The following is a 25,549-nucleotide window of genomic DNA, read 5'->3' on the forward strand; positions in this document are numbered from 1 at the left end:
GCTGAAGCCGCGCCCGGCGGCTCAGCGCACAGGCGGATTCACGATCACCGGCGGCACGGGTGCCGTCGGCATCGTCGGCGCGGGTGGATTGAACTGCGGCGTCTGCACCGGCGGAACCACTGGAATGCTCGGCGGCGTCACGGGCACCGCGGGCGTCGTCGTGCCGCGGTCGGGACCGATGGCCGGCGGCACGGCCGGCACGCTGCCGCTGCTGGCCAGCGTCGCGTTGATCGCGTTCATGTCGTCCACCGTCAGCGTGCCGTTGGCCTGGCGCAGCTTCAGGTTGCCCAGCAGCACGTTGTAGCGGGCCTGTGCGAGGTCGCGCTTGGTCTGGTAGAGCTGGCTCTGCGAGTTCAGCACGTCGATGTTGATGCGCACGCCCACCTGGTAGCCGAGCCGGTTGGCGTCGAGCGCGCTCTGGCTCGATGCCTCGGCGGCTTCCAGCGCCTTCACCTGGCCGGCACCCGAGACGAGCCCGAGGTAGGCCGCCCGCGTGGCCTGCGCCACGCTGCGGCGCGTGCCTTCGAGCACGCTGCGCGACTGGTCTTCGAGCGCCAGGGTTTCCTTGATGCGGTTCTCGGTGGCGAAGCCGGCGAACAGCGGCAGGTTGAAGGTGACGCCCACCGTGGCCGCGTTGACGCGCGTGCCCACGGTGCTCGTGCTGGTGCCGGTCGGGTTGCGCGTGACGTTGTAGCCCAGGTTGGCGTCCAGCGTGGGCTTGTGGCCGGCCTTGGCCTTGTCCACTTCGAGCCCGGCCACGTCGAGGCCCAGGCGGGCCTGCCGGATGGCGGGATGCGCCTCGTCGGCCTGCGAGACCCAGGCGTTGATGTCGGCGGGCGTCGCCGTCGGCAGCACCACCGGCACGGCGAGCGGCACCGGCACGCTGCCGGGACGGCCGACCAGCTGGTCGAGCACCACCTTCTTCACCTGCAGGTCGTTCTCGGCGGCGATTTCCTGCGCGATCACCAGGTCGTAGCGGGCCTGGGCCTCGCGCGAGTCGGTGATGGTGGAGGTGCCGACCTCGAAGTTGCGCTTCGCCGAAGCCAGCTGCTCGGCCACGGCCACCTTCTGTGCGCGCACGAGCGCCAGGCTGTCCTGGCTCGCGAGCACGTCGAAATAGGCCTGGCTCACGCGCACGATCAGGTCCTGCTCGGCAATCGTGAGCACCGCCTGGGCGATCTCGGCCTGGCGCTTGCCCTGCTCGTAGGTGGCCCAGTTGGCGGGCCGGTACAGCGGCTGGGTGGCGTTGATGCCGACGTTCTGCGTGTTGAAGTCGCGCGAGGCGGAGGTGCCCCGGCCGGCGCCCGTGAGGGTGTCGATGTCGAGGTCGCTGCGCGTCACGCCGGCCGTGAGCCCCACGCTGGGCAGGATGCCGGCCTTGGCCTGCGCGGCGCGCGCGATGTTCGCGTCGTACTGTGCCCGCGCGCCCTGGTAGGTGGCGTCGAAGCCGCGGGCGGATTCGTAGAGTTCGTTCAGTGTCTGGGCCTGGGTCAGGGCCGGCGATGCGAGCAGGGCTGCGAAGGTGGTAGCGAGCGCTGCGGAAAGAGGCGAAAGCCGGGGCCTGGGGGGCATTGAACGTCCTTGGGGGAAAGAATCAGTAGCGCGGGACCTTGGGGTCGTGCGAGGACCAGGCGTCGATGCCGCCCGCCACGTTGGCGAGCTGGTCAAAGCCGTTCTGGTGCAGGAAGGCGGCCACGCGCTGGCTGCGCGCGCCGTGGTGGCACAGGCAGGCGATCCGGAGTCCGGGTTGGCCGTCATTCAGCTCGGCCAGCCGCCCGGGGATCTCGTTCATCGGAATCGCCACCAGGGTGAAGCCCTGGGGCGTGACGCTCGCCGTCTGCAACTCCCAGGGCTCGCGCACGTCGAGCAGCACGGGGGTGGCGTCGGCGTTCTGCGCGAACCAGGCGGCGAGGTCGGCGGGGCGGACTTGGTCGATCATGCTCTGGGTCAACCGTATGCTCAGAACGCGAAGCGCGAGGGCTCGGGGAAGTTCAGCAGGCGCGGCGCCATCGTGTCCCAGGGCTGGATGGTGTCCCACTTGCTCTCGCTGGTGCGGGTCACGAAGTGGGCGCGCATCATCGGCTCGTCACCCACGATGGCCGAGAGGCGGCCGCCGACCTTCAGCGAACCCAGGAGGTTCTGCGGAATGCGTGCGACGGAGCCGCTGAGCACGATCACGTCGAAGCTGGGGCCGCTGGGCAGGGGCACGGAGCCGTCGGCATGGCGCACCTCGACGTTGGTCACGCCGTTGCGGCGCAGCGTCTCGGCGGCGCGGGCGGCCAGCACGGGGTTGATTTCGAGCGAGAGCACCTGCGCGGCGCGGGCGCCCAGCAGGGCGGCCATGAAACCGGAGCCGGTGCCGATCTCGAGCACGGTCTCGTGCTTCTTGATGTGCAGGTCCTGCAGCGTGCGGGCCTCGACCTTGGGCGACAGCATGATTTCGCCGGGCACGGAGCCGTCGAGCAGCGGCAGTTCCATGTCGAAGAACGAGAGGGTGCGGTGCGCGTCGGGGACGTAGTCCTCGCGGTGGATCCGGGCCAGCAGCTCGAGGATGTCGTTGTCGAGCACGTCCCAGGGGCGGATCTGCTGCTCGATCATGTTGAAGCGCAAGCGCTCGAGGGTGGGGGTGGGGTTCATGGCGTGGCTTTCCTTGTGGGCTCAGGACAAACCTTCAATTTTAGGTGCCGCCGATGACACCCCCGGTTCGGTCGGCCTTCCGGGACGCACGCTGAGGCCGTTGATCACCACTTCGGCCTGGGTCGCCACGTATTTTTCGGGGTCGAGCGCCGCCGTTGCGTCGACGCAGACCATGGCCGAATGCTTCCAGAGCATGAGAAAGACCATGGGCGCGACCACCGAGTAGATCGCGTGGTCGATGTCCATGGGCGCGAATTCGCCGCTGTCGATGCCGCGCTGGAAGATGCGCCGAAGCAGCTCGTGGCCGGGCCGGACCACCTGCTCGCGGTAGAACTCCGCGAGCGCCGGAAAATTGGCGCCCTCGCTCATCATGAGCTTGGTCAGGCCCGAGGCCTGGGTCTTGCCGACGCGCTCCCACCACACGTTCATGCAGTAGCGCAGCATGTCGGCGGTGGTGCCCTCGAAGGCCTCGAACTCGGCATTCCACTCGGTGAAACGGCCTCCGAGGTTCTCCATGACCACGGCCTTGAAGAGCTCTTCCTTGCTCGGGAAGTAGAGAAAGAGGGTGCCCTTGGAAACGCCGGCGCGGGCCGCCACTTCCTCGGAGCGTGTCGCCGCAAAGCCTTTCTCGACGAACAGATCGAGCGCGGCCGCCAGCAGTTCGCCGGGGCGTGCCTCTTTCCGGCGCTCGCGCTTGGCGCGCACCGGGCAGATCTTGTCGACGAAGGAGCGGGGCGTGGACATACTCTTAATGACTCGTGGGTTAGTAATGTAGTGACGGGCATCCGTCACGTCAAGCCGCGACAATATCGGGTTCGCCTTTTCAACCTCCGCCGGAGCAGCACCATGTCCACTTCATCGTCGGCCACCGAAACCATCGTCCTGGGTGGAGGCTGCTTCTGGTGCACCGAGGCGGTCTTCGACCGCGTGCAGGGGGTGATCGACGTCGAGTCGGGCTACAGCAACGGTCAAGCCGTCAACCCGACCTACGAGCAGGTCTGCACCGGCCGCACCGGCCACGCCGAGGTGGTGAAGCTCGAATTCGACCCGGCGCAGATCAGCCTGCGCGAGATCCTCGAAATCTTCTTCGTCGTGCACGACCCGACCACGCTCAACCGCCAGGGCAACGACGTCGGCACCCAGTACCGCAGCGGCATCTACTACACGGACGATGCCCAGAAGCAGGTGGCCGAAGACGTCATCCGCGAGATCGGGGCCAGCAAGACCTACTCCTCGCCCGTGGTCACCGAGGTGGCCCCGCTGGCCAACTACTCGACGGCCGAGGCCTACCACCAGGACTACTTCCTGAACCACCCGAACCAGGGTTACTGCGCCTTCGTCGTCGGCCCGAAGGTCGAGAAGTTCCAGAAGACCTTCGCGTCCCGCCTCAAGGCCTGATGGCCTGAACACGCCCTTTTCGTGCACCTCGCGATCCGACAGTCCCGCCCCCGCTTGACCCGCGCGCTCGCGGTCGTGCTCGCGGCCGCGCTGTGGTTCGCGGGCACGCTGGGGCTGATGCACCGTTCGCTGCACGTGCCGGGCCTGCCGGACGCCGCGGCGCAGGCCGCGCAGGTCGTCCACAAGCACGCGGCTCATCACCTGGCCAGCCTGTTCGGCGATCACACCGACGCCGAATGCCGGCTGTACGACCAGCTCGCCCATGGCTCGGCCGCGCCCGGCGTGCCGCTGGTGGTGCTGCCGGTTTTGCTGCCGTCGGCCACCTTCGCTTTCCTGCAGGGCGAGGCTCTCGCCCGCTGGGTTGCGCTCTTCGACGCGCGCGGCCCGCCTTCCTCTCGCTGAATCCCTTGTGTTCCGGCTGCTGCTGCACCCGCCTAGCGCGCGGTGGCGGCTGGTCGTCCCTTGATTCATCGAGTGTCCATTTCATGACCCCCAATTTCCGTCGCAACGCCATCGGCGTTGCCGTTCTTTCGCTTGCCTCCTTCGCAAGCATGGCTCAGACGCAGGCGTCCAATGCCGTCCCGGCCCAGCCCACCGACGCCGCCAGCCTGCGCGAGATCACCGTCACCGGCAATCCGCTCGGCGCCTCCGACCTGATCGCGCCCACCACCGCGCTGTCGGGCGACAAGCTGCTGCTGCGCTCCCAATCGACTCTCGGCGAGACGCTGGACAACGTGCCGGGCGTGAGCAGCAGCTACTTCGGCCCCAACGCCAGCCGACCGATCATCCGCGGCCAGGACGGCGACCGCATCCGCATCCTGCAGAACGGAGGCGCCGCGCCGGATGCCTCGGCGCTCAGCTACGACCATGCCGTGCCCGTCGATGCGCTGGTCACCGAGCGCATCGAGGTGCTGCGCGGCCCCTCGGCGCTCCAGTACGGCGGCAGCGCCGTGGGCGGCGTGGTCAACGTGATCGACAACCGCATTCCCTCGGAGCCCATCAACGGCTTCGGCGGCCGCGCCGACCTGGGCTATTCCACCGGCAACAAGGAGAAGAACGGCGGCGTGGTGCTCGAAGGCGGCAACGACCGCTTCGCCCTGCACGTCGACGCCTTCAACCGCGACTCGAAGGACGTCTCGGTGCCGATCACCCTCGAGTGCAGCAAGCCCGGCTCGCCCTGGACGGCGCGCAAGATCTGCAACTCGGCCAACGAGGCGAACGGCGGCGCGCTCGGCGGCACGCTGTTCTTCGACCAGGGCTACATCGGCGCCTCGGTCAGCAGCTACCGTAGCAAGTACGGCACGGTGGCCGAGGACGACGTGACCATCAACATGAAGTCCGACCGCTACGCGCTCGAAGGCGAGTGGCGCCCGGGCGGCTTCATCAGCAGCATCCACGCCAAGCTCAGCCACACCGACTACCGCCATACCGAGTTCGAGGGCGGCACGCCCGGCACCACCTTCTCGAACATGAGCAACGACCTGCGCATCGAGGCGCGCCACCGGAAGATCGGCAACTTCGAGGGCCTGGTCGGCTTCAGCAGCGAGACCAACCGCTTCGCCGCCGACGGCGAGGAAGCCTTCGCGCCGCACAGCCGCACGCGCTCGAACGCGTTCTTCCTGCACGAGGAGTACGGCACTTCGTGGGGCCGCCTGAGCTTCGGCGCGCGCACCGAGCAGGTCCGCATCCGCTCGCTGGGCTATCCGGACGATCCGACAGTCACGCGCTTCCCCATCGGCGAGCGCACCTTCAACCCGCACAGCGCTGCATTCGGTGCGCTGGTGAACCTCGCGCCGCAGTGGCAGCTGACATCGAACCTCGCCTACACCGAGCGCGCGCCCAAGGACTACGAGCTGCTGGCCAACGGCCCGCACGTGGCCACGGGCGCCTGGGAGGTGGGCGATCCGAACCTGAAGAAGGAAAAGTCGACTGGCTTCGACCTGGGCGCGCAATGGAAGTCGGGCCCCAACACGGCCCGCGTGAACGCCTACGTCACGCGCTTTCGCAACTACATAGGCCTGACCGCGACGGGGCGCAGCCTCGACGAGGAGGGCAACGTGGCCGAACCCGGCGCCGCCGACACGCTGGCCGAGTACGTCTACGGCGGCGTGCGCGCGCGCTTCACCGGCATCGAGGCCAACGGCAACCTGCGCCTGCTGGGCTCCGACGGCTTCGCGCGCATGGACGACGCGGGCACGCTCGACCTGGAATGGCGCGGCGACATCGTGCGCGCGAAGAACCTCGACACCGGCGAGCCGCTGCCGCGCATCGCGCCACTGCGCCTGGGCGCCACGCTGGCCTACAACAACGGCCCGTGGGGCGCGCGCTTCGGCTTCGACTACAACGCCGCCCAGCGCCGCGTGCCCTCGGTGGGCGCGCGCGAGACCGATGCCTATACGCTGTGGAACGCGGCCATCACCTACCGCATGAAGGTGCAGCGCGCCAACCTCACCTGGTATGCGCGCATGGACAACATCACGAACAAGCTGGCCTACAGCGCGACCTCGATCCTGACGAGCACGGTGTATCCGAACGCGCCGCTGCCGGGCCGCACGCTGAAGGTCGGCCTGCGCGTGACGTTCTGAGCCTGAGGGCAGGAGAAGGCGGCGCAAGTCGCTCGGCTATCCTCGCCGGGTGAATTCCTTCGTCGTCTCCTCGCTCGTGCCCGTGGTCGTGCTCATCGCCGCGGGCTACCTGGCCGGCAAGCGGCGCTGGATCGGCGGCGGTGCGGTGAAGGATCTTTCTCACCTCATCTTCCTGCTGCTCGCGCCCGCGCTGCTGTTCCGCGCGATGAGCACGGTGCACGTCGAGCAGCTCAGCCTGAAGCCGGTGGCTGCCTACTTCATCGCCTCGGGCCTGCTGTTCGCGGGCACGCTGGCCTTGCGCGGCTTCAACCGCACGGCGGCGGTGATCGCGCTGGCCAACACCTACAGCAACACCGTGATGATCGGCATCGCGCTGATCGGCCTGGCCTACGGCGAGGAAGGCATGGTGGTGCTGCTTACGCTGATCTCGCTGCATTCGCTGGTGCTGCTGACCAGCGCCACGGTGGTGCTGGAGCTGGCCGTGGCGCGCGAGCAGACCGGTGCCTCCGGCAACGAGAAGCGCCCCTCGATGGCGCGCACCGTGGTGCGTGCGCTGCGCAACGCGATCATCCACCCGGTGCCGCTGCCGATCATCGCGGGCCTGCTGTTCGCGCAGACCGGGCTGGCGATGCCCGAGGCGATCGACAAGCCGATCCAGCTGCTGGGCCAGGCCTTCGGCCCGATCGCGCTGGTGATGGTGGGCATCACGCTCGCGCTCACGCCCATCGGCCGGCACTGGCGCGGCGCGCTGACGCAGGCGCTGGTGAAGAACCTGCTGCATCCGCTGCTGGTGGCCCTCATCGGATGGCTGCTGGGTGTGCGCGGCATTCCGCTCACGGTGATGGTGGTGGCCGCCGCGCTGCCCATCGGCGCCAACGTGTTCCTCTTCTCGCAGCGTTACCGCACCGCCGAGGACCTGGTGACCGCCAGCGTCGTGGTGTCGACGGTGCTCGCGCTGGCCACGCTCACGCTCGTTATGATGTGCGCGCAGTGGCTGCCCTGAGTCCTTCGGACTTCTTCAGGTAATTTCTCGCGCACTTTCGCCTTAGCGCTGCCGCCGGGCGCGCCTATGCCGTTCGGCAGGGTGGCCGTTTGGCGAGATGGCGCGCGGCCTTCGCGCACCTACATTTGCCGGCTGATGATTTACCCGGCGCGCTCTTCGCCCCTTCTTGCTATGGCGGTGGTCGCGACGGTGATCGCGCTGCACGGCCGACCCGCGCAGGCAGCCGAGACTGCCGCCGAGGCCCCCAAGCCGTGCCGCACGCCGTGCCTTTCGGCGGGCGTTGCGCGCGAGCCGGCGAAGGCGGAGAAAGCGGAGAAAGCGGAGAAAGCGGACAGGGCCGAGGAGGGGCCGTCGAAACCGAAGCCGGTGGCCAGGGCTCGCCCGCAGCCGGTCGCGCCGCCGCCGTCGCAACCACCCGTGCAACGCGAAGCAGCCGCCGCGCCGCGCCCCGCGCCGTCGAAGCGCTGCACCGAGATCAACATGCGCGCCGCCGTCGGCGAGCCGCTGTCGGACCAGGACATGAAGACATTGAGGAGCCAATGCTGATGACGACCATCACCCAACGTGCCCGCCTGGCGCTGCGCGCGTTCGCGCTGTGCGCTGCCGCTGTGCTCGCCGCCGCCTGCGCGCACCGCCCCGTGCCCGGCAACGCCATGCCCTTCGACCAGGCCGTGAACCAGGCGGTGGACGACCTGATGGTGCAGACGCAGAAGCTGCCGGCCTTCCTGGCCAAGGTGGAGTCGACGCTCACGCAGCGCCGCATCGTGATCGATCCGTTGCTCGAAGGCGCCAGCGGCCAGCAAACCGAGGTGACGCGCGTGGCCGAGCAGCGCATCGTCCAGCGCATGCAGGCGCAGTTCAAGCAGTTCACCGTCTCGCCCTTCAACGCCACCGAGATCGGCAATGCGCAGTACGTGCTCAATGGCACGCTGGTGCGCGACAAGGACGCCTCGGGCGGGCCCTACCGGCTGAACCTGGCGCTCACCGAAATCAAGAGCGGCGTGGTGATCGCGCAGTCGGTAACGCGCATCAGCGACACCTCGCTCGACACCCGCCCCACCGCCTTCTTCCGCGACAGCCCGGTGAACGGCAAGGACCGCGGCGTCGAGGGCTACATCCGCACCGCGGAGACGCAGCCCGGCCAGGCCGCCGATGCGCTCTACCTGGAGCGCCTGCCGACCGCCACCGTGCTGCAGGAAGCCACCGCCGCCTACGAGGCCGGCCGCATGAGCGAGGCGCTGAGCCGCTACGAGGCCGCATCTAAGCGGCCCGACGGCCAGCAGCTACGGATCTACAGCGGCCTGTACCTCACGCAATCGCAGCTCGGCCGCACAGCCGATGCCGAGAAGACCTTCGGCACCATCGCCAGGCTCGGGCTCGAAACCAACAACCTGAGCGTGAAGTTCCTGTTCAAGCCGGGCTCGACCGACTTCCTGTCCGACCCGAAGATCAGTGCCGCCTATCCGATGTGGCTGCGCCAGATCGCGCGGCAGGCGGCGCAGATCGATTCGTGCGTGGTGGTCACGGGCCACACCAGCCGCACGGGTTCGGAGGCGGTGAACGAGCGGCTGTCGCTGCAGCGCGCGACGAGCGTGAAGGCGAAGTTGGTGGGAGAGGCTCCGCCGCTGTCGAAGAAGCTGCGCGAATCGGGCATGGGATTCCGCGAGAACATCGTCGGTACGGGCGCCGACGATGCGAGCGACGCGCTGGACCGGCGCGTCGAGTTCAAGGTTGTCGGCTGCGAGGCCTGACCTCGATCGTTCTTACGGAGCCAGGCGCTCGCGCATCCAATCGCTGCCTTCGAGCCGGTAGCGCAGCCGGTCGTGCAGGCGGCTCTTGCGGCCCTGCCAGAACTCCCAGCGGTCCGGCACCAGCCGGTAGCCGCCCCAGTGCGGCGGTCGCGGCGGCGAGAGCAGGTGCTTGGCGGCGTAGAGGGCTGCGTTCTTCACCAGCACGTCGCGGCCGCTGATCACTTCGCTCTGCGGGCTGGCCCAGGCGCCGATGCGCGAGTCGAGCGGGCGGCTCGCGTAGTAGGCGTCGCTCTCATCGGCGCCGGCTTTCTCCACCCGGCCCTCGATGCGCACCACGCGTTCCAGCTCGACCCAGTGGAACTGCAGCGACGCATAGGGGTTGCCCGAGAGCTCGCGGCCCTTGCGACTCTCGTAGTTGGTGTACCAGACGATGCCGCGCGCGTCGTAGCCCTTGATGAGCACGATGCGGCTCGACGGCCGCAGGTCGCTGCCCACGGTGCACAGCGTCATCGCGTTGGGCTCGGGCACCTGTGCCTCGACGGCCTCGGTGAGCCAGCGCTCGAACTGCTTGAGCGGATCGTCGGCGCTGCGCGTCTCGTCGAGCTCGGCCCGCTCGTAGCTCTTGCGCAGCGCGGCCAGCGCGTCTTTGGAAAGAGAGGAAGTCATGCCGGGATTGTTGCGCACATACTCGGCCCATGACGACGCAGAAGGCGAATTCCCCGGTGGTGATCGTGCTGGCCTCGGGCCGTGGCGAGCGCTTCATCGCGGCCGGCGGCACCGGCTCCAAGCTCAGGGCGCTGCTGGCCGGCAGGCCGGTGCTGGAGCGAACGCTCGACGCGGTGCGCGCCAGCGGGCTGCCCTGGCATGTGGAAAACGCGGGGCATCCCGGCATGGGCGATTCGATTGCCGCGGCCGTGCGCGCCACTTCCGGGGCTGCCGGCTGGCTGATCCTGCCGGGCGATCTGCCGCTGGTGCAGCCGCGTACGCTACAGGCCGTGGCGGCCGCTCTGAACGGTGCGGTGAATGCCGTGCAGCCGCAGTACCTGGGGGAGCGCGGCCACCCGGTGGGCTTCGCCGCCGTATGCGGCGCGCAACTGGCGGCGTTGGAGGGGGCTGCCGGCGCGGCGTCCGTCCTGCGGGCGATGCGCGCCATCGATTCGGTCGTCGATCTCGCGGTGGACGACGTGGGCGTCGTCACCGACATCGACACGCCCGAGGCCCTGGCGAGGGCCGAGGCGCTGTGGCTGGCGCGCGAGGGCGCCTAGCTCTTTCTTTCGGCGATCAGGGCTTCGCGATCACCGCGCAGGCGATGCGCGGGCCGGAGTTGCCCGCGGGCTGCGTCGTGAAGTCGTCTGGGTCGCGGTGCACCACCAGTGCGCGGCCGACGACGCTGTTGGCTGCGCCCGGCGTGAGCGAGATCGAGTGGTCTTCCACGCTGAAGCGGGCCACGCCCTTGGCGTCGGCCACCAGGCTCGGCAGTTCGCCTGCATGGCTGCCCGGCGCGCCGAACTTGCCGTGCGTGCCGCCGGTCGGGTTGAAGTGGCCGCCCGAGGCATTGCCGTTGTCGCCGCAGTCGCCCTTTTCGTGGATGTGGAAGCCGTGCTCGCTGCCCGGCACCAGGCCGCGCACCTCGCCCGCCACGCGCACGCCATGGTCGAGGGCGGTGAAGGTCACCGTGCCGCGCGTCGGGTTGGGCGTGATCGCGGCGGTCGGCACCAGCTCGACGGCGGAGCTCGGCTTGCCGCCCATGCTGCCGCAGGCGGCCAGCAGGGCCGACGCGAGGAGGGTGGCGCCGATGGCGGTGAGACGACTTTGGTTCATGTGTTTTCCTTGTTGGGTCCGGATGGTTGGGAGGAAGACTTCTTGTCTGCTGACCCCGGAACATATACCGGAGCCTGCGGCACATCGCAATCAGCGGCGTTCTCCGACAGCAGCTGCTCCTTCACCTCGGCCAGCGCCACCAGCCGGGCCAGCGCGGCGTCGTGGATCGAATGGCGCCGCAGCTCCAGCAGCGTCTGCTGGGCGTAGTCGAGCGAGCTGCCGTAGCGGCCCACGGCATTGGCGAAGATGTGGCGGTAGCGCTCGTCGCTGAGTTCGCCCGTGAAGTTGGGGCTGCGCCGCGAGAGCGTGAAAGCCAGCGCGCGCACGTCGCCCTCGGCCGTGCCGCAGCGCAGCCACCTGGGGTCGTACACGCCGGTGGGCATCTCGCGCAGCCAGAGCCGCCGCAGGGTTTCGAGCCCCTCGGCCTTCGGCACGCGGAACACCATGCCGCGGCAGCTGCCGCCGGAGAGCAGCCCGAACACCAGGCCCGGCGTCTGCACGCTGCCCCGGTTCACGCGGCTCCACATCTTCAGCGCCCGGTGCCAGCCGCGCACCCAGGCCTGGCGCCGCTCGACGAAGTCGAACTCGGGCCGCCAGATCAGCGAGCCGTAGCCGAAGAGCCAGAGGTCCTCGTGCCCGCCCCAGTCGGCGATGGCGCGCTCGAGCATCGGCTGCGGGTCGCGCAGGGGCGCGGGCATGGGGTCGAGTCCCGGCGGACCGGGGTTCGGCGCCGGCTCCGACACGGAAGTGCCGGAACCGCCACCTACAATTTCCTGATCATGGTTCACCGCACCATTATTTACCGGCCCCTTCCTTACGGAGCAAGACCCCCGATGAGCGACGACGACAGCCAGCAGAACTTCATCCTCGGATTCGTCATGGCGTTGATCGCCCTGGTGATCTTCTTCGTGGTGGGCATCGCCATCTGGCACAAGGGCCACGGCAACGCGGCCGCTGCCAAGCCGCCGGCGGTGACCGCGATGGTGACGACCATGCCAGCTCCGCCCCCGGCCCAGCCGGCGCCCAAGGTGGCCGAAGTCACCGAGACGGTGACCGTGGTCATCCCCGACGGCGCGAGCATCCGCGTGGTCGACGGCGTGGTGAACTTCTATTTCGCGACCGGCAGCGCCGACCTCGCGCCGGGCGCCGCGGAGGCCCTGGCCGCGGTCATCAAGGGCGTGGAGAGCGGCCGCAAGGCGGTGGTCTCTGGCTTCCACGACACCACCGGCGACGCCGCCATCAACGAACAGCTCGCGAAGAAGCGGGCTGAGACGGTGCGCGACGTGCTCGTGGGCCTGGGCGTTCCGGCCGCCAAGGTCGACCTGCAGAAGCCCGCCGTGACGGCCGGCTCGGGCAACAACGCCGAGGCGCGCCGTGTCGAGGTCAAGCTGGTCGACTGACAGCCGCCTCGCCGCAAGAACAACAAGCCCGGCCATGCCGGGCTTTTTTGTGCGCGGCCTCTTTCAGCGCGCAACTGGGTAAATTCGTATTGCCCCGCGCTCGGATTTCATCGGGCTGCCGCACCCGGCTTGTTACCATGGGCCTCCAGGCCCAGAGTCGCCCGGGCGACAGCAGCAAGAGCCATAGACCCCCATGAGCAGCAGCACCAACCCCACCGTACGCGACGTCACCGATCGCATCCGCGAGCGCAGCCAGGGGCTGCGCAGTGCCTACCTCACCCGCCTTGCAGAACTCCGCAGCCGCGACCGCGGCTCCGACCGCATGGGCTGCGCCAACGTGGCGCATGCCGTGGCCGGCATTCCGGCCAACGACAAGTTCCGCGTGGTGGCCGAGCGCGCGCCCAACATCGGCATCGTCACCGCCTACAACGACATGCTCTCGGCCCACGCGCCGTACCAGGGCTACCCCGACATCATCAAGAACGAGGCCCGCGGCCTCGGCGCCACCGCCCAGGTGGCCGGCGGCGTGCCCGCCATGTGCGACGGCGTGACGCAGGGCACGCCCGGCATGGAGCTGAGCCTGTTCAGCCGCGACCTCATCGCCATGAGCACCGCCGTCGCGCTCACCCACGACATGTTCGACGCCGCGCTGATGCTCGGCGTGTGCGACAAGATCGTGCCCGGCCTGCTCATCGGCGCGCTGCACTTCGGCCACCTGCCCACCGTGTTCGTGCCGGCCGGGCCGATGCCCTCGGGCCTGTCGAACGGCGCCAAGTCGAAGGTGCGCGAGCAGGCCGCGCAAGGTCTGGTCGGCCGCCAGGGCCTGCTCGACGCCGAGATGGCGGCCTATCACACGCTCGGTACATGCACCTTCTACGGCACCGCCAACAGCAACCAGATGCTGCTGGAGGCCATGGGCCTGCACGTGCCCGGCACGGCCTTCATCCAGCCGGGCGACGCGATGCGCGAGACGCTCACGCGCGAGGCCGTGCGCACGGTGCTGGGCAAGGCGGGCAATACGCCCTTCGACTGCCCGCCGATCGGCGTGATGGTCGACGAGCGCTGCATCGTCAACGCCATGGTCGCGCTGCTTGCCACGGGCGGTTCCACCAACCACCTGATCCACTGGGTGGCCGTGGCGCGCGCCGCCGGCATCCTGATCGACTGGGACGACTTCTCGAAGCTCTCCGACGTGGTGCCGCTGCTGAGCCGCGTGTACCCCAACGGCAGCGCCGACGTGAACGAGTTCCAGGCCTCCGGCGGCCCCGGCTTCGTGATCGGCGAACTGGTCGATGCCGGCCTCATGCATGCCGACGTGCTGACGGTGCGCTCGCGCGGCATCCGCGAATTCGCGAACATTCCGTCGCTGGCGGAGGAAGCCGGCGAGCAGGGCCAGAAGCGCCTGCAATGGACTCCCGCCGCGCCGTTGAAGAACGAAGCGGTCACGCGCACCGTGGAAAGCCCCTTCAGCGCCACCGGCGGACTCAAACTGCTGAGCGGCAACCTGGGCCGCAGCGTCATCAAGGTGTCCTCGGTGCCCGATGACCGCCACGTCATCGAGGCGCCCGCACGCGTCTTCGATTCCCAGGCCGCGCTGCAGAAAGCGTTCACGGCGGGCGAACTGGAGCGCGACGTGGTCTGCGTGGTGCGCTGGCAGGGTCCGCAGGCCAACGGCATGCCCGAACTGCACAAGCTCACGCCACCGCTGTCGGTGCTGCAGGGCAAGGGGTTCCGCGTGGCGCTGGTCACCGACGGCCGCATGAGCGGCGCGTCGGGCAAGATCCCGGCCGCCATCCACGTCTCGCCCGAGGCCGCCGCCGGCGGGCCGCTCGCCAAGGTGCGCGACGGCGACCTGATCCGCCTCGACTCCGTCGCGGGTACGCTCGCCGTGCTGCTGCCCGAGGACGAATGGGCCGCGCGCGAGGTCGCGACGATGCCCGAGGCACAACGCATTGCCGACGGGCACGGCCTGGGCCGTGAGCTGTTCGCCGGCATGCGCCGCAATGCACTGACCGCCGAAGAGGGGGCCTGCTCCTGGCTGTGACCAGGGCGGCTTCTTCCCCAAGGCGAGGCATACGTAACCAGTTGGAGCCAGGAAATGACTGAAAAACTCACCCCCCTCGACGTGATGCGCGACGCCCCGGTCATTCCGGTGATCGTGCTGAACGATGTGAAAGACGCCATCCCGCTCGCGCGCGCCCTGGTGGCCGGCGGCATCCGCATGCTCGAAGTGACGCTGCGCACGCCGCAGGCGCTGCAGTGCATCGAAGCCATCGCCAAGGACGTGCCCGAGGCCGTGGCCGGCGCCGGCACCATCCGCAGCGCCGCCGACGCGCAGGCCGCGGCGCTGGCCGGTGCGAAATTCGGCGTGAGCCCGGGCTACACGCGCTCGGTCGGCAAGGCATGCCACGACATCGGCCTGCCGCTCTTGCCCGGCGTGGCGACCGGCAGCGAGATCATGACGGCGCAGGAAGACGGCTACACGCAGCTGAAGTTCTTCCCCGCGCTGCAGGCCGGCGGCCTGCCGATGCTCAAGGCATGGCAGGGCCCCTTCGGCGATGTCACCTTCTGCCCGACCGGCGGCATCCACGCCGGCAACGCGGCCGAGTTCCTCGCGCTGTCGAACGTGGCCTGCGTGGGCGGCTCGTGGATCGTGCCGACCGACGCGATCCGCGACGGCGACTGGACACGCATCGAGCAGCTGGCACGCGCCGCGAGCCAACTGCAGCGCTGAGCGCCGCCGCCATGAGCAGCGCTGAATTCGACGCGAGCGATCTCAAGGTCATCGCGTTCGACGTCTTCGGCACCGTGGTCGACTGGCACAGCGGCATCGCCGCCGAGGTCGAGCGCGTGTTCCCTGGCGTGGACGGCGCGGCCTTCGCGCTGGCGTGGCGCGCGGGCTACCAGCCGGCCATGAAGGCGGTGATGGAGCGCATCGCCGCGGGCGAGGGCGGCTTCACGCTGCTCGACGAGCTGCACCTGAGCATGCTCGACCAGGTGCTGCACGACTTCAGCCTGGCCGATCGCATCGACAACGCCGCCAGGCGCGACCTGAGCCGCGCCTGGCACCGCCTGCCGGCATGGCCCGACTCGGTGGCGGGGCTCGCGCGGCTCAAGAAGAAGTTCACCATCTGCACGCTGTCGAACGGCAACATCGGCCTGCTCACCGAGATGGCCAAGCGTGCCGGCCTGCCCTGGGACTGCGTGCTCTCGGCCGAGGTGTTCAAAGCCTACAAGCCCGATCCGCGCACGTATCTCGGCGTGGCGGGCGTGTTCGACGCGACGCCGGGCCAGGTGATGCTGGCCGCCGCGCATCACGACGATCTGGCCGCCGCGCGCGCATGCGGCCTGAAGACGGCCTACATCGAGCGGCCCCACGAGTTCGGCCTCGCGCGGCCGAAGGACGTCTCGCCGAAGCCGGACAACAACCTGCACGCGCGCGACATCAACCAGCTGGCCGAGCTGCTCGGCTGCTGATCAGTCGGCGAGGAGCTTTTCCACCGTGCGCAGGTTGCGCGTCGTGGTGCTCGACTTGTAGCGGGCCTTGCCGAGCAGCTTGGCCACCGGCGTGTCCAGGCTCTCGCCGCGAGGGCATTGCCAGTACAGCACGCCCTTGCCGCGTTCGAGCCGCTCGGTATCGGGTTTGGCATCGACCGTGCCGGCCTTTTCCATGATCTCGTCGAGCATCGCCTTGTCGGAGCCGAACACGATGTACGGGTGGCGCTCCTCGTCGATGCGTTCGAAGGGGTAGGCAGCGGCGATCGCGGCAACGGTCTTCTGCGTGAGCAGCACGATCCAGGCGTCGTAGCCGAAGCGCTTGCGCAGCGCCTGCTCGATGCGCGTGCGCAGCGCGGCGGCGTCGCTCTCATCGGTGTCGAAGAGCACGTTGCCGCTGGCGAGCACAGTGCGCACCGCGCCGAAGCCCAGTTCGACGAATAGCGCCTTCAGGTCCGCGCTCTTGATCGTGATGCCGTTGACGTTCACGCCGCGCAGCAGCGCGACATGGCGCGTTGCCGTGGCGGCTTGCCTCTTCGCGGTTGCCATGGCGTATCCGGCGCCGGGGCCTTCAGCGCAGGCCGCCGCCGGCAGCCTTCTCGTCGCGCTGGATCAGTTCCACCTTGTAGCCGTCGGGGTCCGTGACGAAGGCGATGACGGTGGTGCCGCCCTTGACCGGGCCGGCCTCGCGCGTCACGTTGCCGCCGGCGGCCTTGATCTTCTCGCAGGCCGCGTAGGCGTCGGGCACGCCGAGGGCGATGTGGCCGTAGGCGGTGCCCAGTTCGTAGCTCTCGGTGCCCCAGTTGTAGGTGAGTTCGATCTCGGCCTGGTCGGGGTTGCCGTTGCCATAGCCGATGAATGCGAGGCTGTACTTGTACTCGGGGTTCTCCGAGGTGCGTAGCAGGTTCATGCCGAGCACCTTGGTGTAGAAGTCGATGGAGCGCTGCAGGTTGCCGACGCGCAGCATGGTGTGGAGGAGTCGCATCTCGTTGTGCCTTGTTCGTGGTCGTGGAGAGGGAAGCCCGCTATTGTGGGCCTCCCGGCGCGGCGATCAAGCGGCCAGGGTCAGCAGGTGGGCCTGGTGGCGCTTCAGGAATTCCATCAGGTGCTGCGGGTACTCGGGCACCACCGCGTCCCGAACGCTGGGGCGCACGGCCAGCGCCTTGCGCCATGCATCGACCTTGGGCAGGGCGTCGAAGATGTGCGAGTCGCTGATCGCATCGAACACCTCGAAGTAGCGGAACACCGGCGCGAAGACCGCGTCGACGAGGCTGAAGCTGCCGCCCGCGAAGTAAGGGCCCTGGCCCAGCGCCGCTTCCACGCGCTGGAACTTGGCGAGCAGTGCCTGGCGCTTCTGTTCGAACACCGCCGCTTCCTGCGTGGTCTCGTAGCCCCAGAGGTCGCCGAGGATGGCCGAGCCGAACTCCATCCATGCGCGGTGTTCGGCGCGGGCGAGCGGGTCCTCGGGGTGCAGGCGAGCGCCGGGCTGGGTTTCTTCCAGGTACTCGCAGATCACGTTGCTCTCGAACAGCACGGACTCACCTCCGTCGGACCTGCGCACCTTCAGCAGCGGCACCTTGCCGAGCGGCGAGATGTCGAGAAACCACTGCGGCTTGTTGGCAAGGTCGATCACGACGCGCTCGAAGGGCACGTTCTTCTCGCGCAGCGCGATCGCGGCGCGCTGCACGTAGGGGCACAGCAGGTGGCTGACGAGGGTGAGGGACGGCTGGGTCATGGGGCTCTCCGTTGGGTGGATCGGTTGTGTCTGGATCGCGGCGATTCTTGCGATCCCGAACAACCTTTTCCCGGAAAGCCCATTCGGGAAACGGGCGCCTTGTGCTAGATGGGATCGACGGCCGTCGTATCTATCCAGTGCGTAATGCGCCCGCCGTGCATCACGCCGATGCGGTCCGCCATCGCGTGCGCCTCGGCCTCGTTGTGCGTGACGAGAATGGCCGTCTGCCCCGCCTGCTTCAGGATGTCGCGCACCTCCACGGTGAGCCGTTCGCGCGTGCCGCCGTCGAGGTTGGAGAAGGGCTCGTCGAGCAGCAGCAGGGCGGGCGAAGGTGCGAGCGCGCGGGCCAGCGCGATGCGCTGCTGCTGGCCCCCGGAAAGCTCGTGCGGATAGCGCTCGCCCGCATTGGCGAGACCGACCAGCGCGAGCATTTCGACGACCCGCGACTGTTGTTCGGCGCGGCCCAGCCGGCGCAGGCCGAAGGCCACGTTCTTCGCCGCCGAAAGGTGTGGGAACAGTGCGTACTCCTGGAACATCATGCCCACGCGCCGCTGCTCGGGCGACAGGTGCTTCTGCGCGGACGACAGCAGCACCTCGCCGAGGCGGATCGTGCCGGCGCGCACCGGCTCGAAGCCCGCGATGGCGCGCAGCACCGTCGTCTTGCCGCAGCCGGAAGGGCCGAACAGGCAGGCGATGTCGCCCGCGTCCAGCGCCAGCGAGAAGCCGTCGACGACGGTGTGCAGGCCGCGCGGCGTGTCGTAGGCGAGGCTGATCGCATCGAGGTGCAGTGGGGAGCTCATGTCATGTCTTCTCGGGAGCCAGTGTGGCCGAAGGTGCGCCCAGCTGGTTGCGCGCCAGCAGCACCACGGGCAGCAGGCCGGCCAGCACGATGGCGAGCGCGGCGATGGCGCCTTCCTCGTACGTGCCGCGCGCGGCCTCGGCGTACAGCCAGGTGGCCAGGGTGTCGAAGTTGGCGGGCCGCAGCAGCAGCGTGGCGGGCAGCTCCTTCATGGCGTCGACGAACACCAGCAGCGCGGCGGCCGCCATGGCGGGCCGCAGCAGCGGCAGGTGCACGCGGCGCAGCGTACCGGCGGTGGTTTCGCCGAGCAGGCGCGAGGCCTGCTCGATGGCGGGCGGAATGCGCGAGAGGCCGGCCTCGATGCCGCCGACCGGCATGGCGAGAAAGCGGATCGCGCAGGCCACGACCAGCACCACGCCGCAGCTCATGAGAGGCAGGCCCTGCAGGCCGAAGGCCGCGGCCAGCGCCGAGTCGAAGGCCAGAGCCGGCGTGAGCAGCCCGATGGCCAGCACCGTGCCCGGCACCGCGTAGCCCAGCGTCGCCGCGCGCGCCTGCCAGCGAGTACGGCTGGGGCCTGAACCCTGGCTGCGTGCGGCCCACGCGACGACCAGCCCGGCTGCCACCGCGACGGCGGTGACGCCCGTGGCCAGTGTCAGCGTATTGCCCAGGCTCGCGACCAGCCCCTGCGAGATGCCGCCGCCCTGGCGCAGCCGCTTGGCGCTCTCCCAGACCAGGTAGAGGGCAGGCGCCACGAAGCCGATCAGCACCGGCAGCGAGGCGGCCGCCATCGCGGCCCAGCCCGCGGCTCCGTGCAGCCTGCGTGGCTGCACCGCGCGCATTCGCTGCGCCGAGCCGAAGCGCTGGTGACGCCGGCCGTTGCGCTCCAGCCAGACCAGCGCGATCACCACGAACAGCATCGCGCAGGCGATCTGCGCGGCGCCCGCGAGGTCGGAGCGCGTGATCCAGGTGGTATAGACCGCGACCGTCAGCGTGTTCACGCCCAGGAATTCGGACGCGCCGATGTCGTTGAGCGTCTCGAGCAGCGCGAGGCTCAGCCCCACGGCCAGCGCCGGCCGCGCCAGCGGCAGCGCCACGCGGAAGAAGGCGCCGCGCCGGCTTTCGCCGAGCATGCGCGCGGCCTCCATGAGGTGCGCCGGCTGCGTCATGAACATCGCGCGCGCCGTCATGTAGACGTACGGATAGAGCACGAAGCCCAGCACGAAGATCGCGCCGGGCATCGAGCGCAGGTCGGGCAGGCGGAACTGGCGCGGGCTGTCGAAGCCCAGCATCCAGCGGATCGCGCCCTGCACCGGGCCGATGGGGTGCAGCAGGTCGAGGTAGGCGAAGGCGACGATGTAGGTCGGCATCGCCAGCGGCAGCAGCAGGGCCCAGTGCAGGGTGCCGCGTCCGGGGAAGTCGTGCGCCGTCACCAGCCAGGCACAGCCGGTGCCGATCACCAGCACCAACGCACCGACGCCCGCGAGCAGCACGGCCGTGTTGAGCGCCGCCTGCGGCAGCACGTGCGCGAAGAGCGGCCCCCAGTGGCCGAGGCCCGAGCCGAAGGCCAGCCACGCCAGCGTGAGCACCGGCGCGAGCACGCCGATGGCGATCAGGAACGACGCGCAGCGCCAGGCCGGGCCGGCTGCTTGCAGGCCCGGCGGCTGGCGCCGCAGGAGACTCATTCAGTCAGTCGCCGGCAGGCATGCCCGGCGCTCGTCGATGTCACTGGTCGAAGCCAACCTTGTCCACAAGCGCGCTCGCCTGCTTGCGGTATTTCGCGATCTCGGTCAGCGGCAGCGGGTCGACCTTCAGCTCGCCGATGGACTGGCCGATGATCGGGTCGAGCGCCACGCCCTTGCGCACCGGGTACTCGTAGTTGGCCTGAGCGTAGAGGGCCTGGGCCGGTTCCGACACCAGGAACTCGAGCAGCTTGACCGCGTTGGCGCGCTGCGGCGCGTTCTTCGCGACGGCCGCGCCGCTGATGTTGACGTGCGTGCCGCCGCTCTTGGCATTGGCGAAGGTCGGGCGCACCACCTTGATGGCGTCGCCCCACTTGCGCGCGTCGGTGCCTTCCTTGGCGCTCTTCATCTGGCCGACGTAGTACGAGTTGGCCAGGCCCACGTCGCAGATGCCGCCGAGGATGTCGCGCGCCACGTCGCGGTCGCCGCCGGTGGCCTTGCGCGCCAGGTTGGCCTTGACGCCGCGCAGCCACTGCTCGGCCTTGGCTTCGCCGTCGTGCGCGATCAGCGAGGCCACGAGTGCGGTGTTGTAGGGATGCTGGCCGGCGCGGATGCAGACCTTGCCCTTGTACTTGGGGTTGGCCAGGTCTTCATAGCGGAAGCTGGTGAGCGGCAGGCTCTTGTCGGCGTAGAGCACGCGTGCGCGCATCGAGAGCGAGAACCACTGGCCGTCGGCGCCGCGCAGGTTGGCTGGAATGGCCGACTCGAGCGCGGCCGACTTCACGGGCTGCGTCACGCCGCCGTCGACGAGGTCCATCAGGTTGCCGATGTCCACCGTCATCAGCACGTCGGCGGGGGATCGGGCGCCTTCGGCCTTGACGCGCTCCAGCAGGCCGTCCTTCACGAAGACGGTGTTGACCTTGATGTTGCTCTGGGCGCTGAAGGCGGCGATGAGAGGCTGGATCAGCGCGGGCTCGCGCGTCGTGTAGAGCGTGAGTTCTTCGGCGGCCTGCGCGGGCAGGGCGGTGGCGGTCAGCCACGCGGCGCCTGCGCCAAGCAGTGCGCGCGCGGCGCGGCCTTGGACGCGCGAGCGTTGTTCGGTCATGAGGATCCTCCAGGAGCGGGTGTTCTAGAAAGCTCCGGCGCCGGCGGCGGGTGGTGTCGCCGCCGGTGTCGCGTGTTGCGGCCGCCGGATGAGAATAATTATCACTGGCCGCCCTGGATCGCGACGCCTTTGGACTTACAGGTTGAAGGCCTACTGCAGTCCGCCTTCGCCCGCTGGCCTCGCGGCTCAACGCGCCGGCGGCACCTCGAAGACGAGGCAGGTGGTCGTCGCGTGCGCGTACAGCGTGCCGTCGGGGCCGTAGAGGCGGGCTTCGGCGGTGGCGAGCTGCTTGCCGCAGTGGATCACCTTGCCTTCGGCGCGCACGCGCTGCACTTTGGGCGTGAGGCCCTTCACGTAGTTGACGCCGAGTTCGGCGGTGGTGTAGGCGCGGCCGGGCGGCATCATCGTGTGGACCGAGCAGCCCAGGGCCGAGTCGAGCATCGTCGCGACCCAGCCGCCGTGGATGGTGCCCAGCGGGTTCAGGTGCTGCGGCAGCGGCGTGCCCTGGAAGATGGCCACGCCCAGGCGTGCCTCGATGATCGTGAAGTCCAGCGTCTTGGCGATGGCGGCGTAGGGAATGTCGCCGTTGAGCATCGCCTGCATGATCTCCAGGCCGGTCTTGCCCGCGATCTGGTCGGGGCGGGCGAGGCCGGGGCCCGGGCCGGCCTCGAGGCGGCCGGTGATCTTCTGTTCCTCGGCGATCCATGCGTCGAGCTGGCTGGTGGCCTGTGTCATGCCTGTGTTCCTTCTGGGGGCTTTGTGCCGGGGTGTTGATTGCATATGCAATAGTTGCACATACAATAATAGCCTATGGACACTCCCGCCAAGCCACGCGGCTGCACCAGCTTCAAGGTGCGACAGCTTTCGCGACGCCTCTCGCAGCACTACGACGCCGAGGTTTCGCAAAGCGGCCTCAAGACCACGCAGTACTCGCTGCTGTCGCACCTCGCGCGGCTCGGTCCCTCGCGTCCCGTCGACCTGGCGGCCGAGCTCAAGATGACTGCCTCCACCCTGAGCCGCAACCTGCAGCCGCTGATCGTCGCGGGCTGGATCGCGCAGGGTGCCGGCGCCGATGCGCGCAGCCGGCTGGTGCAGCTCACCGAGGAAGGCGAGGTCAAGCGGCGCGAAGCGCTGGCGCACTGGAAGACCGCGCAGCAGAAGCTGAATGCGTTGCTGGGCGTGGAGCGCGTGCTCGCGCTGCACCTGCTGATCGACGAGGCCATGGAGCTGCTGGGCGGCGAGGAAGAGCACGCCAGCGACGACTGACCCCCCAACCTTTCTTCACCCACACCCATTCGCTCAATCGTGCGCACAGGCGCGCGAGGGTCCCGTTTCGCCTTTTTTTCCTCCCATTCAATTCCAACAGCAGAGGCCCCATGTTCGCCAACTCCGTTTCCGCGTGGCTGCAGCGCCGCGGCATCCACTACGGCTGGATCGTCGCCGCCATCACCTTCCTCACCATGCTGACCATGTCGGCCGCGCTGGGCCTGCCCGGCGCCATGCTGCAGCCGCTGGGCAAGGAATTCGGCTGGAGCACCGAGCAGATCTCCTCGTCGCTGGCACTGCGCTTCGCGCTCTTCGGGCTGATGGGGCCGTTCGCCGCCGTGCTGATGGAGCGCTATGGCCTGCGCGCGGTGGTCTGCACCGGCCTCGCGCTCGTCGGGCTGGGCATGGCGCTGGTCACCATGGCCTCGCAGCTCTGGCAGCTCTTCGTGCTCTGGAGCCTGATGCTGGGCCTGGGTACCGGCATGACGGCGCTGGTGCTCGGCGCAGTGGTGGCCAACCGCTGGTTCGTCGCGCGGCGCGGGCTGGTGGTGGGCATGCTCACTGCGAGTTCGGCGACGGGGCAACTGGCCTTCCTGCCGCTGGCGGCCTGGATGATCGAGCACTGGGGCTGGCGCTCGGCCATCGTGCCGATCGTGATCGGCACCATCCTCATCGGCCTGCTGGCGCTGCTGCTGATGCGCAACCGGCCCTCCGACGTTGGCCTGCTGCCCTACGGCGAGGCACCCGGCACGCAGCCCGCGGCGCCCGCCGCAGCCGCGCCCGCGATGAACTTCGCCACGCCCTTTCGCGTGCTGAAGGAAGTCTCGACCAACCGCACCTTCTGGGTCCTGGCCGGCACCTTCTTCATCTGCGGCCTGAGCACCAACGGCCTGGTGCAGACGCACTTCATCTCGCTGTGCGGCGACTACGGCATGAGCGCCGTGCCGGCAGCATCGGTGCTCGCGATGATGGGGGCCTTCGACTTCGTCGGCACGATCCTGTCGGGCTGGCTCTCGGACCGCTACGACAACCGCAAGCTGCTCTTCTGGTACTACGGCCTGCGCGGGCTGTCGCTCTTCTGGCTGCCGCATTCGGAGTTCACCATCTACGGCCTGGGCATCTTCGCGATGTTCTACGGCCTCGACTGGATCGCCACCGTGCCGCCGACCGTCAAGCTCGCCGGTGCAGCCTTCGGCCCGGCAAAGGTCGGCCTGGTGTTCGGCTGGGTTTTCGCCGCGCACCAGTTGGGAGCCGCCACGGCTGCGTACGGCGCCGGCTTCGCACGCACGCTGCTACTGACCTACACCCCGGCGCTCTACACCGCCGGCGCGGCCTGCCTGGTGGCGGCGCTGATCGTGATGACCATCCGCCGCCCGGCTGCGAAGTCCGGCTCCCCGGCCACGCCGGCTGCGGCCCGTGCCTGAACCCGCCAAGGCTCCAGCCATGACCACACCCCACGGCACCACCGAACTCGATCCGCGCACGCGCCGCCTGCTCGAGGCTCCCATCGTCCCCACGCTGCTGCGCCTGGCCGCGCCCAATGTGCTGGTGATGGTGGCGCAGGCCTGCGTCGGCCTCATCGAGACCTACTTCGTCGGCAAGCTGGGCACCGATGCGCTCGCCGGCATGGCGCTGGTATTCCCCATCGTGATGCTGATGCAGATGACCTCCAGCGGCGCCATGGGCGGCGGCATCGCCTCGTCCATCGCCCGTGCGCTCGGCGCGCGCCGCCGCGACGATGCGAATGCGCTGGTGTGGCACGCCGTCGTCATCGCGCTGGGCTTCGGCCTTTGCTTCACTCTGGCGCTGCTTTTGGGCGGGCGCTGGCTCTACGGCGTGATGGGCGGCACCGGGGCCGCGCTGGAAGCCGCGCTCACGTATTCCAACTGGGTCTTCGCGGGCGCGACGCTGGTGTGGCTCTTCAACTCGCTCGGCGCCATCATCCGCGGCACAGGCAACATGTCTGTGCCGGCCAACGTGACGGTGGTGGGCGTGGTGTTCCTCATTCCGGCGTCGCCGCTCTTGATCTTCGGCTTCGGGCCGCTGCCGGGCATGGGCATCGCGGGCGGCGCGATCGCGCTGCTGCTGTACTACCTGCTGGGCTCTATCGCGCTCATCGCCTATCTGCGCTCGCCGCGCAGCCTGCTCAAGCCCACGCTCGACGCGCTGAAGCTGCGCTGGCCGCTGTTCCGCGACATCCTGCGCATCGGCCTGGTGGGCGCGGTGTCGACGGTGGCGACCAATCTTTCCATCGGCATCGCCACCGCGCTGACCGGCCATTTCGGCTCGGGCGCGCTGGCCGGCTACGGCACGGCATCGCGGCTCGAATACCTGCTGGTGCCGCTGGTGTTCGGCCTGGGCGCGCCGCTGGTGGCGATGGTCGGTACCTGCATGGGCGCGGGGCTGCGCGAGCGGGCATTGCGCGCCACCTGGGCCGGCGCGGCGCTGGCCTTCACGCTCACGGAGACCATCGGCCTCGCGGCGGCGCTGTTCCCGCGCCCTTGGCTGCTGCTGTTCGGCAACGACCCGGCGATGCTGGAGACCGGCTCGCACTACCTGCGCGTGGTCGGACCGATGTACGGCCTCTTCGGCGTCGGGCTGGTGCTGTACTTCGCCTCGCAGGGCGCGGGCCGGCTGCTGTGGCCGATGCTCGGCAACATCGCGCGCCTGGCCGTGGCTGGCACCGGCGGCCTGCTTGCGTTGCAATGGGGCGCCGGGCTCACCGGCGTGTTCGCGGCGCAGGGCGTGGCACTGGCGGTGTACGGCATCGTGACCGCATCCGCCATCGCGGGAGGCGCCTGGTTCGGCCGCGTGGGCTGGCCGCGAACCACCAGCGGGCTGCTGCGGCGCATGGCCCAAGCCTGAAATCCAGCCA

General features: G+C 69.4%; 28 protein-coding genes. 14 read left to right on the forward strand and 14 right to left on the reverse strand.

All coding sequences use genetic code 11. The features are described from left to right. Positions 1–21: 21 nt before the first annotated feature. The 4 genes from ABL838_RS10070 to ABL838_RS10085 are packed head-to-tail and all read right to left on the reverse strand — an operon-like array spanning position 22 to position 3,381. A complete protein-coding gene (locus ABL838_RS10070) occupies positions 22–1,572 on the reverse strand; it encodes a TolC family outer membrane protein (RefSeq protein ID WP_126024087.1) in 1,551 nt (516 codons plus the stop codon). Positions 1,573–1,594: 22 nt separating this feature from the next. Then, positions 1,595–1,939 carry a rhodanese-like domain-containing protein gene (locus ABL838_RS10075; protein WP_184636076.1) on the reverse strand — a complete coding sequence of 115 codons (345 nt, stop codon included), beginning with the start codon at positions 1,937–1,939 and terminating at the stop codon, positions 1,595–1,597. Positions 1,940–1,959: 20 nt separating this feature from the next. Beyond that, positions 1,960–2,637 carry a protein-L-isoaspartate O-methyltransferase family protein gene (locus ABL838_RS10080; protein WP_126024089.1) on the reverse strand — a complete coding sequence of 226 codons (678 nt, stop codon included), beginning with the start codon at positions 2,635–2,637 and terminating at the stop codon, positions 1,960–1,962. Between the two features lie 21 nt (positions 2,638–2,658). After that, positions 2,659–3,381 (reverse strand): TetR/AcrR family transcriptional regulator, encoded by a 723-nt coding sequence (locus ABL838_RS10085; RefSeq protein WP_126024090.1) that lies wholly within the window; start codon positions 3,379–3,381, stop codon positions 2,659–2,661. Between the two features lie 102 nt (positions 3,382–3,483). Between ABL838_RS10085 and msrA the strand changes: the two genes are divergently transcribed. The 6 genes from msrA to ABL838_RS10115 all read left to right on the forward strand — a co-directional run bounded on the left by msrA (position 3,484) and on the right by ABL838_RS10115 (position 9,374). Beyond that, the gene (gene msrA / locus ABL838_RS10090) at positions 3,484–4,035 is read left to right on the forward strand and encodes a peptide-methionine (S)-S-oxide reductase MsrA (protein ID WP_369658854.1); all 552 of its coding nucleotides are present in this window, start codon (positions 3,484–3,486) and stop codon (positions 4,033–4,035) included. A 21-nt stretch (positions 4,036–4,056) separates the two neighbouring features. After that, the gene (locus ABL838_RS10095) at positions 4,057–4,437 is read left to right on the forward strand and encodes a hypothetical protein (RefSeq protein WP_418125217.1); all 381 of its coding nucleotides are present in this window, start codon (positions 4,057–4,059) and stop codon (positions 4,435–4,437) included. Positions 4,438–4,520: 83 nt separating this feature from the next. Next, positions 4,521–6,620: a TonB-dependent receptor gene (locus tag ABL838_RS10100; protein ID WP_418125218.1), complete on the forward strand. Its 2,100-nt coding sequence runs from the start codon at positions 4,521–4,523 to the stop codon at positions 6,618–6,620. 49 nt (positions 6,621–6,669) lie between these two features. Next, positions 6,670–7,623 carry an AEC family transporter gene (locus ABL838_RS10105; RefSeq protein WP_418125219.1) on the forward strand — a complete coding sequence of 318 codons (954 nt, stop codon included), beginning with the start codon at positions 6,670–6,672 and terminating at the stop codon, positions 7,621–7,623. Positions 7,624–7,794: 171 nt separating this feature from the next. After that, the gene (locus ABL838_RS10110; protein ID WP_418125220.1) at positions 7,795–8,169 is read left to right on the forward strand and encodes a hypothetical protein; all 375 of its coding nucleotides are present in this window, start codon (positions 7,795–7,797) and stop codon (positions 8,167–8,169) included. Next, on the forward strand, positions 8,163–9,374 hold the full coding sequence (locus ABL838_RS10115; protein WP_418125221.1) for an OmpA family protein: 1,212 nt from the start codon (positions 8,163–8,165) through the stop codon (positions 9,372–9,374). The genes ABL838_RS10110 and ABL838_RS10115 overlap by 7 nt, the downstream gene beginning before the upstream one ends. Positions 9,375–9,386: 12 nt before the next feature. On the opposite strand, the gene pdxH is transcribed toward ABL838_RS10115, so the two are convergent. Further along, positions 9,387–10,040, reverse strand: coding sequence for a pyridoxamine 5'-phosphate oxidase (gene pdxH / locus ABL838_RS10120; protein ID WP_418125222.1), 654 nt, complete (start codon positions 10,038–10,040; stop codon positions 9,387–9,389). A 29-nt stretch (positions 10,041–10,069) separates the two neighbouring features. On the opposite strand from pdxH, the gene ABL838_RS10125 reads away from it, so the two are divergent. Then, on the forward strand, positions 10,070–10,639 hold the full coding sequence (locus ABL838_RS10125) for a nucleotidyltransferase family protein (protein ID WP_418125223.1): 570 nt from the start codon (positions 10,070–10,072) through the stop codon (positions 10,637–10,639). Positions 10,640–10,655: 16 nt separating this feature from the next. On the opposite strand, the gene ABL838_RS10130 is transcribed toward ABL838_RS10125, so the two are convergent. Then, a complete protein-coding gene (locus ABL838_RS10130; RefSeq protein WP_126024099.1) occupies positions 10,656–11,195 on the reverse strand; it encodes a superoxide dismutase family protein in 540 nt (179 codons plus the stop codon). Beyond that, a complete protein-coding gene (locus ABL838_RS10135; protein ID WP_126024100.1) occupies positions 11,192–11,893 on the reverse strand; it encodes a gamma-glutamylcyclotransferase in 702 nt (233 codons plus the stop codon). The genes ABL838_RS10130 and ABL838_RS10135 overlap by 4 nt, the downstream gene beginning before the upstream one ends. A 135-nt stretch (positions 11,894–12,028) precedes the next feature. On the opposite strand from ABL838_RS10135, the gene ABL838_RS10140 reads away from it, so the two are divergent. From ABL838_RS10140 to ABL838_RS10155, 4 genes are all read left to right on the forward strand, one after another. Next, on the forward strand, positions 12,029–12,595 hold the full coding sequence (locus ABL838_RS10140) for an OmpA family protein (protein ID WP_184636094.1): 567 nt from the start codon (positions 12,029–12,031) through the stop codon (positions 12,593–12,595). A gap of 193 nt (positions 12,596–12,788) precedes the next feature. Beyond that, positions 12,789–14,639 (forward strand): phosphogluconate dehydratase, encoded by a 1,851-nt coding sequence (gene edd, locus ABL838_RS10145; RefSeq protein ID WP_418125224.1) that lies wholly within the window; start codon positions 12,789–12,791, stop codon positions 14,637–14,639. A 54-nt stretch (positions 14,640–14,693) separates the two neighbouring features. After that, positions 14,694–15,329 carry a bifunctional 4-hydroxy-2-oxoglutarate aldolase/2-dehydro-3-deoxy-phosphogluconate aldolase gene (gene eda, locus ABL838_RS10150; protein WP_369658845.1) on the forward strand — a complete coding sequence of 212 codons (636 nt, stop codon included), beginning with the start codon at positions 14,694–14,696 and terminating at the stop codon, positions 15,327–15,329. 11 nt (positions 15,330–15,340) lie between these two features. After that, a complete protein-coding gene (locus ABL838_RS10155; protein WP_418119772.1) occupies positions 15,341–16,072 on the forward strand; it encodes a haloacid dehalogenase type II in 732 nt (243 codons plus the stop codon). On the opposite strand, the gene ABL838_RS10160 is transcribed toward ABL838_RS10155, so the two are convergent. The 7 genes from ABL838_RS10160 to ABL838_RS10190 all read right to left on the reverse strand — a co-directional run bounded on the left by ABL838_RS10160 (position 16,073) and on the right by ABL838_RS10190 (position 22,143). Then, positions 16,073–16,639, reverse strand: a complete 567-nt coding sequence (locus tag ABL838_RS10160) for a DUF1697 domain-containing protein (protein WP_418125225.1) — start codon at positions 16,637–16,639, stop codon at positions 16,073–16,075. A 22-nt stretch (positions 16,640–16,661) separates the two neighbouring features. Beyond that, the gene (gloA, locus tag ABL838_RS10165) at positions 16,662–17,075 is read right to left on the reverse strand and encodes a lactoylglutathione lyase (protein WP_369658842.1); all 414 of its coding nucleotides are present in this window, start codon (positions 17,073–17,075) and stop codon (positions 16,662–16,664) included. A 66-nt stretch (positions 17,076–17,141) separates the two neighbouring features. Further along, positions 17,142–17,825 (reverse strand): glutathione S-transferase family protein, encoded by a 684-nt coding sequence (locus ABL838_RS10170; RefSeq protein WP_418125226.1) that lies wholly within the window; start codon positions 17,823–17,825, stop codon positions 17,142–17,144. Positions 17,826–17,929: 104 nt separating this feature from the next. Next, positions 17,930–18,625 (reverse strand): ABC transporter ATP-binding protein, encoded by a 696-nt coding sequence (locus ABL838_RS10175; protein WP_418125227.1) that lies wholly within the window; start codon positions 18,623–18,625, stop codon positions 17,930–17,932. Between the two features lies 1 nt (position 18,626). After that, positions 18,627–20,306 (reverse strand): ABC transporter permease, encoded by a 1,680-nt coding sequence (locus ABL838_RS10180; RefSeq protein ID WP_418125228.1) that lies wholly within the window; start codon positions 20,304–20,306, stop codon positions 18,627–18,629. A 40-nt stretch (positions 20,307–20,346) separates the two neighbouring features. After that, positions 20,347–21,408, reverse strand: coding sequence for a Fe(3+) ABC transporter substrate-binding protein (locus ABL838_RS10185; RefSeq protein WP_418125229.1), 1,062 nt, complete (start codon positions 21,406–21,408; stop codon positions 20,347–20,349). Between the two features lie 186 nt (positions 21,409–21,594). Beyond that, a complete protein-coding gene (locus ABL838_RS10190; protein WP_369658837.1) occupies positions 21,595–22,143 on the reverse strand; it encodes a PaaI family thioesterase in 549 nt (182 codons plus the stop codon). A 75-nt stretch (positions 22,144–22,218) separates the two neighbouring features. Between ABL838_RS10190 and ABL838_RS10195 the strand changes: the two genes are divergently transcribed. The 3 genes from ABL838_RS10195 (at position 22,219) to ABL838_RS10205 (ending at position 25,539) form a co-directional block, all read left to right on the forward strand. Beyond that, a complete protein-coding gene (locus ABL838_RS10195) occupies positions 22,219–22,674 on the forward strand; it encodes a MarR family winged helix-turn-helix transcriptional regulator (protein WP_126024114.1) in 456 nt (151 codons plus the stop codon). A 110-nt stretch (positions 22,675–22,784) separates the two neighbouring features. Continuing rightward, positions 22,785–24,098: an MFS transporter gene (locus tag ABL838_RS10200; RefSeq protein ID WP_418119777.1), complete on the forward strand. Its 1,314-nt coding sequence runs from the start codon at positions 22,785–22,787 to the stop codon at positions 24,096–24,098. 19 nt (positions 24,099–24,117) lie between these two features. Beyond that, positions 24,118–25,539 (forward strand): MATE family efflux transporter, encoded by a 1,422-nt coding sequence (locus tag ABL838_RS10205; protein ID WP_418125230.1) that lies wholly within the window; start codon positions 24,118–24,120, stop codon positions 25,537–25,539. The last annotated feature ends 10 nt before the right edge of the window (positions 25,540–25,549 follow it).

This window comes from Variovorax sp. 160MFSha2.1 (assembly GCF_048305075.1).
In the GTDB taxonomy this organism is placed as follows: Bacteria; Pseudomonadota; Gammaproteobacteria; order Burkholderiales; family Burkholderiaceae_C; genus Variovorax; species Variovorax guangxiensis.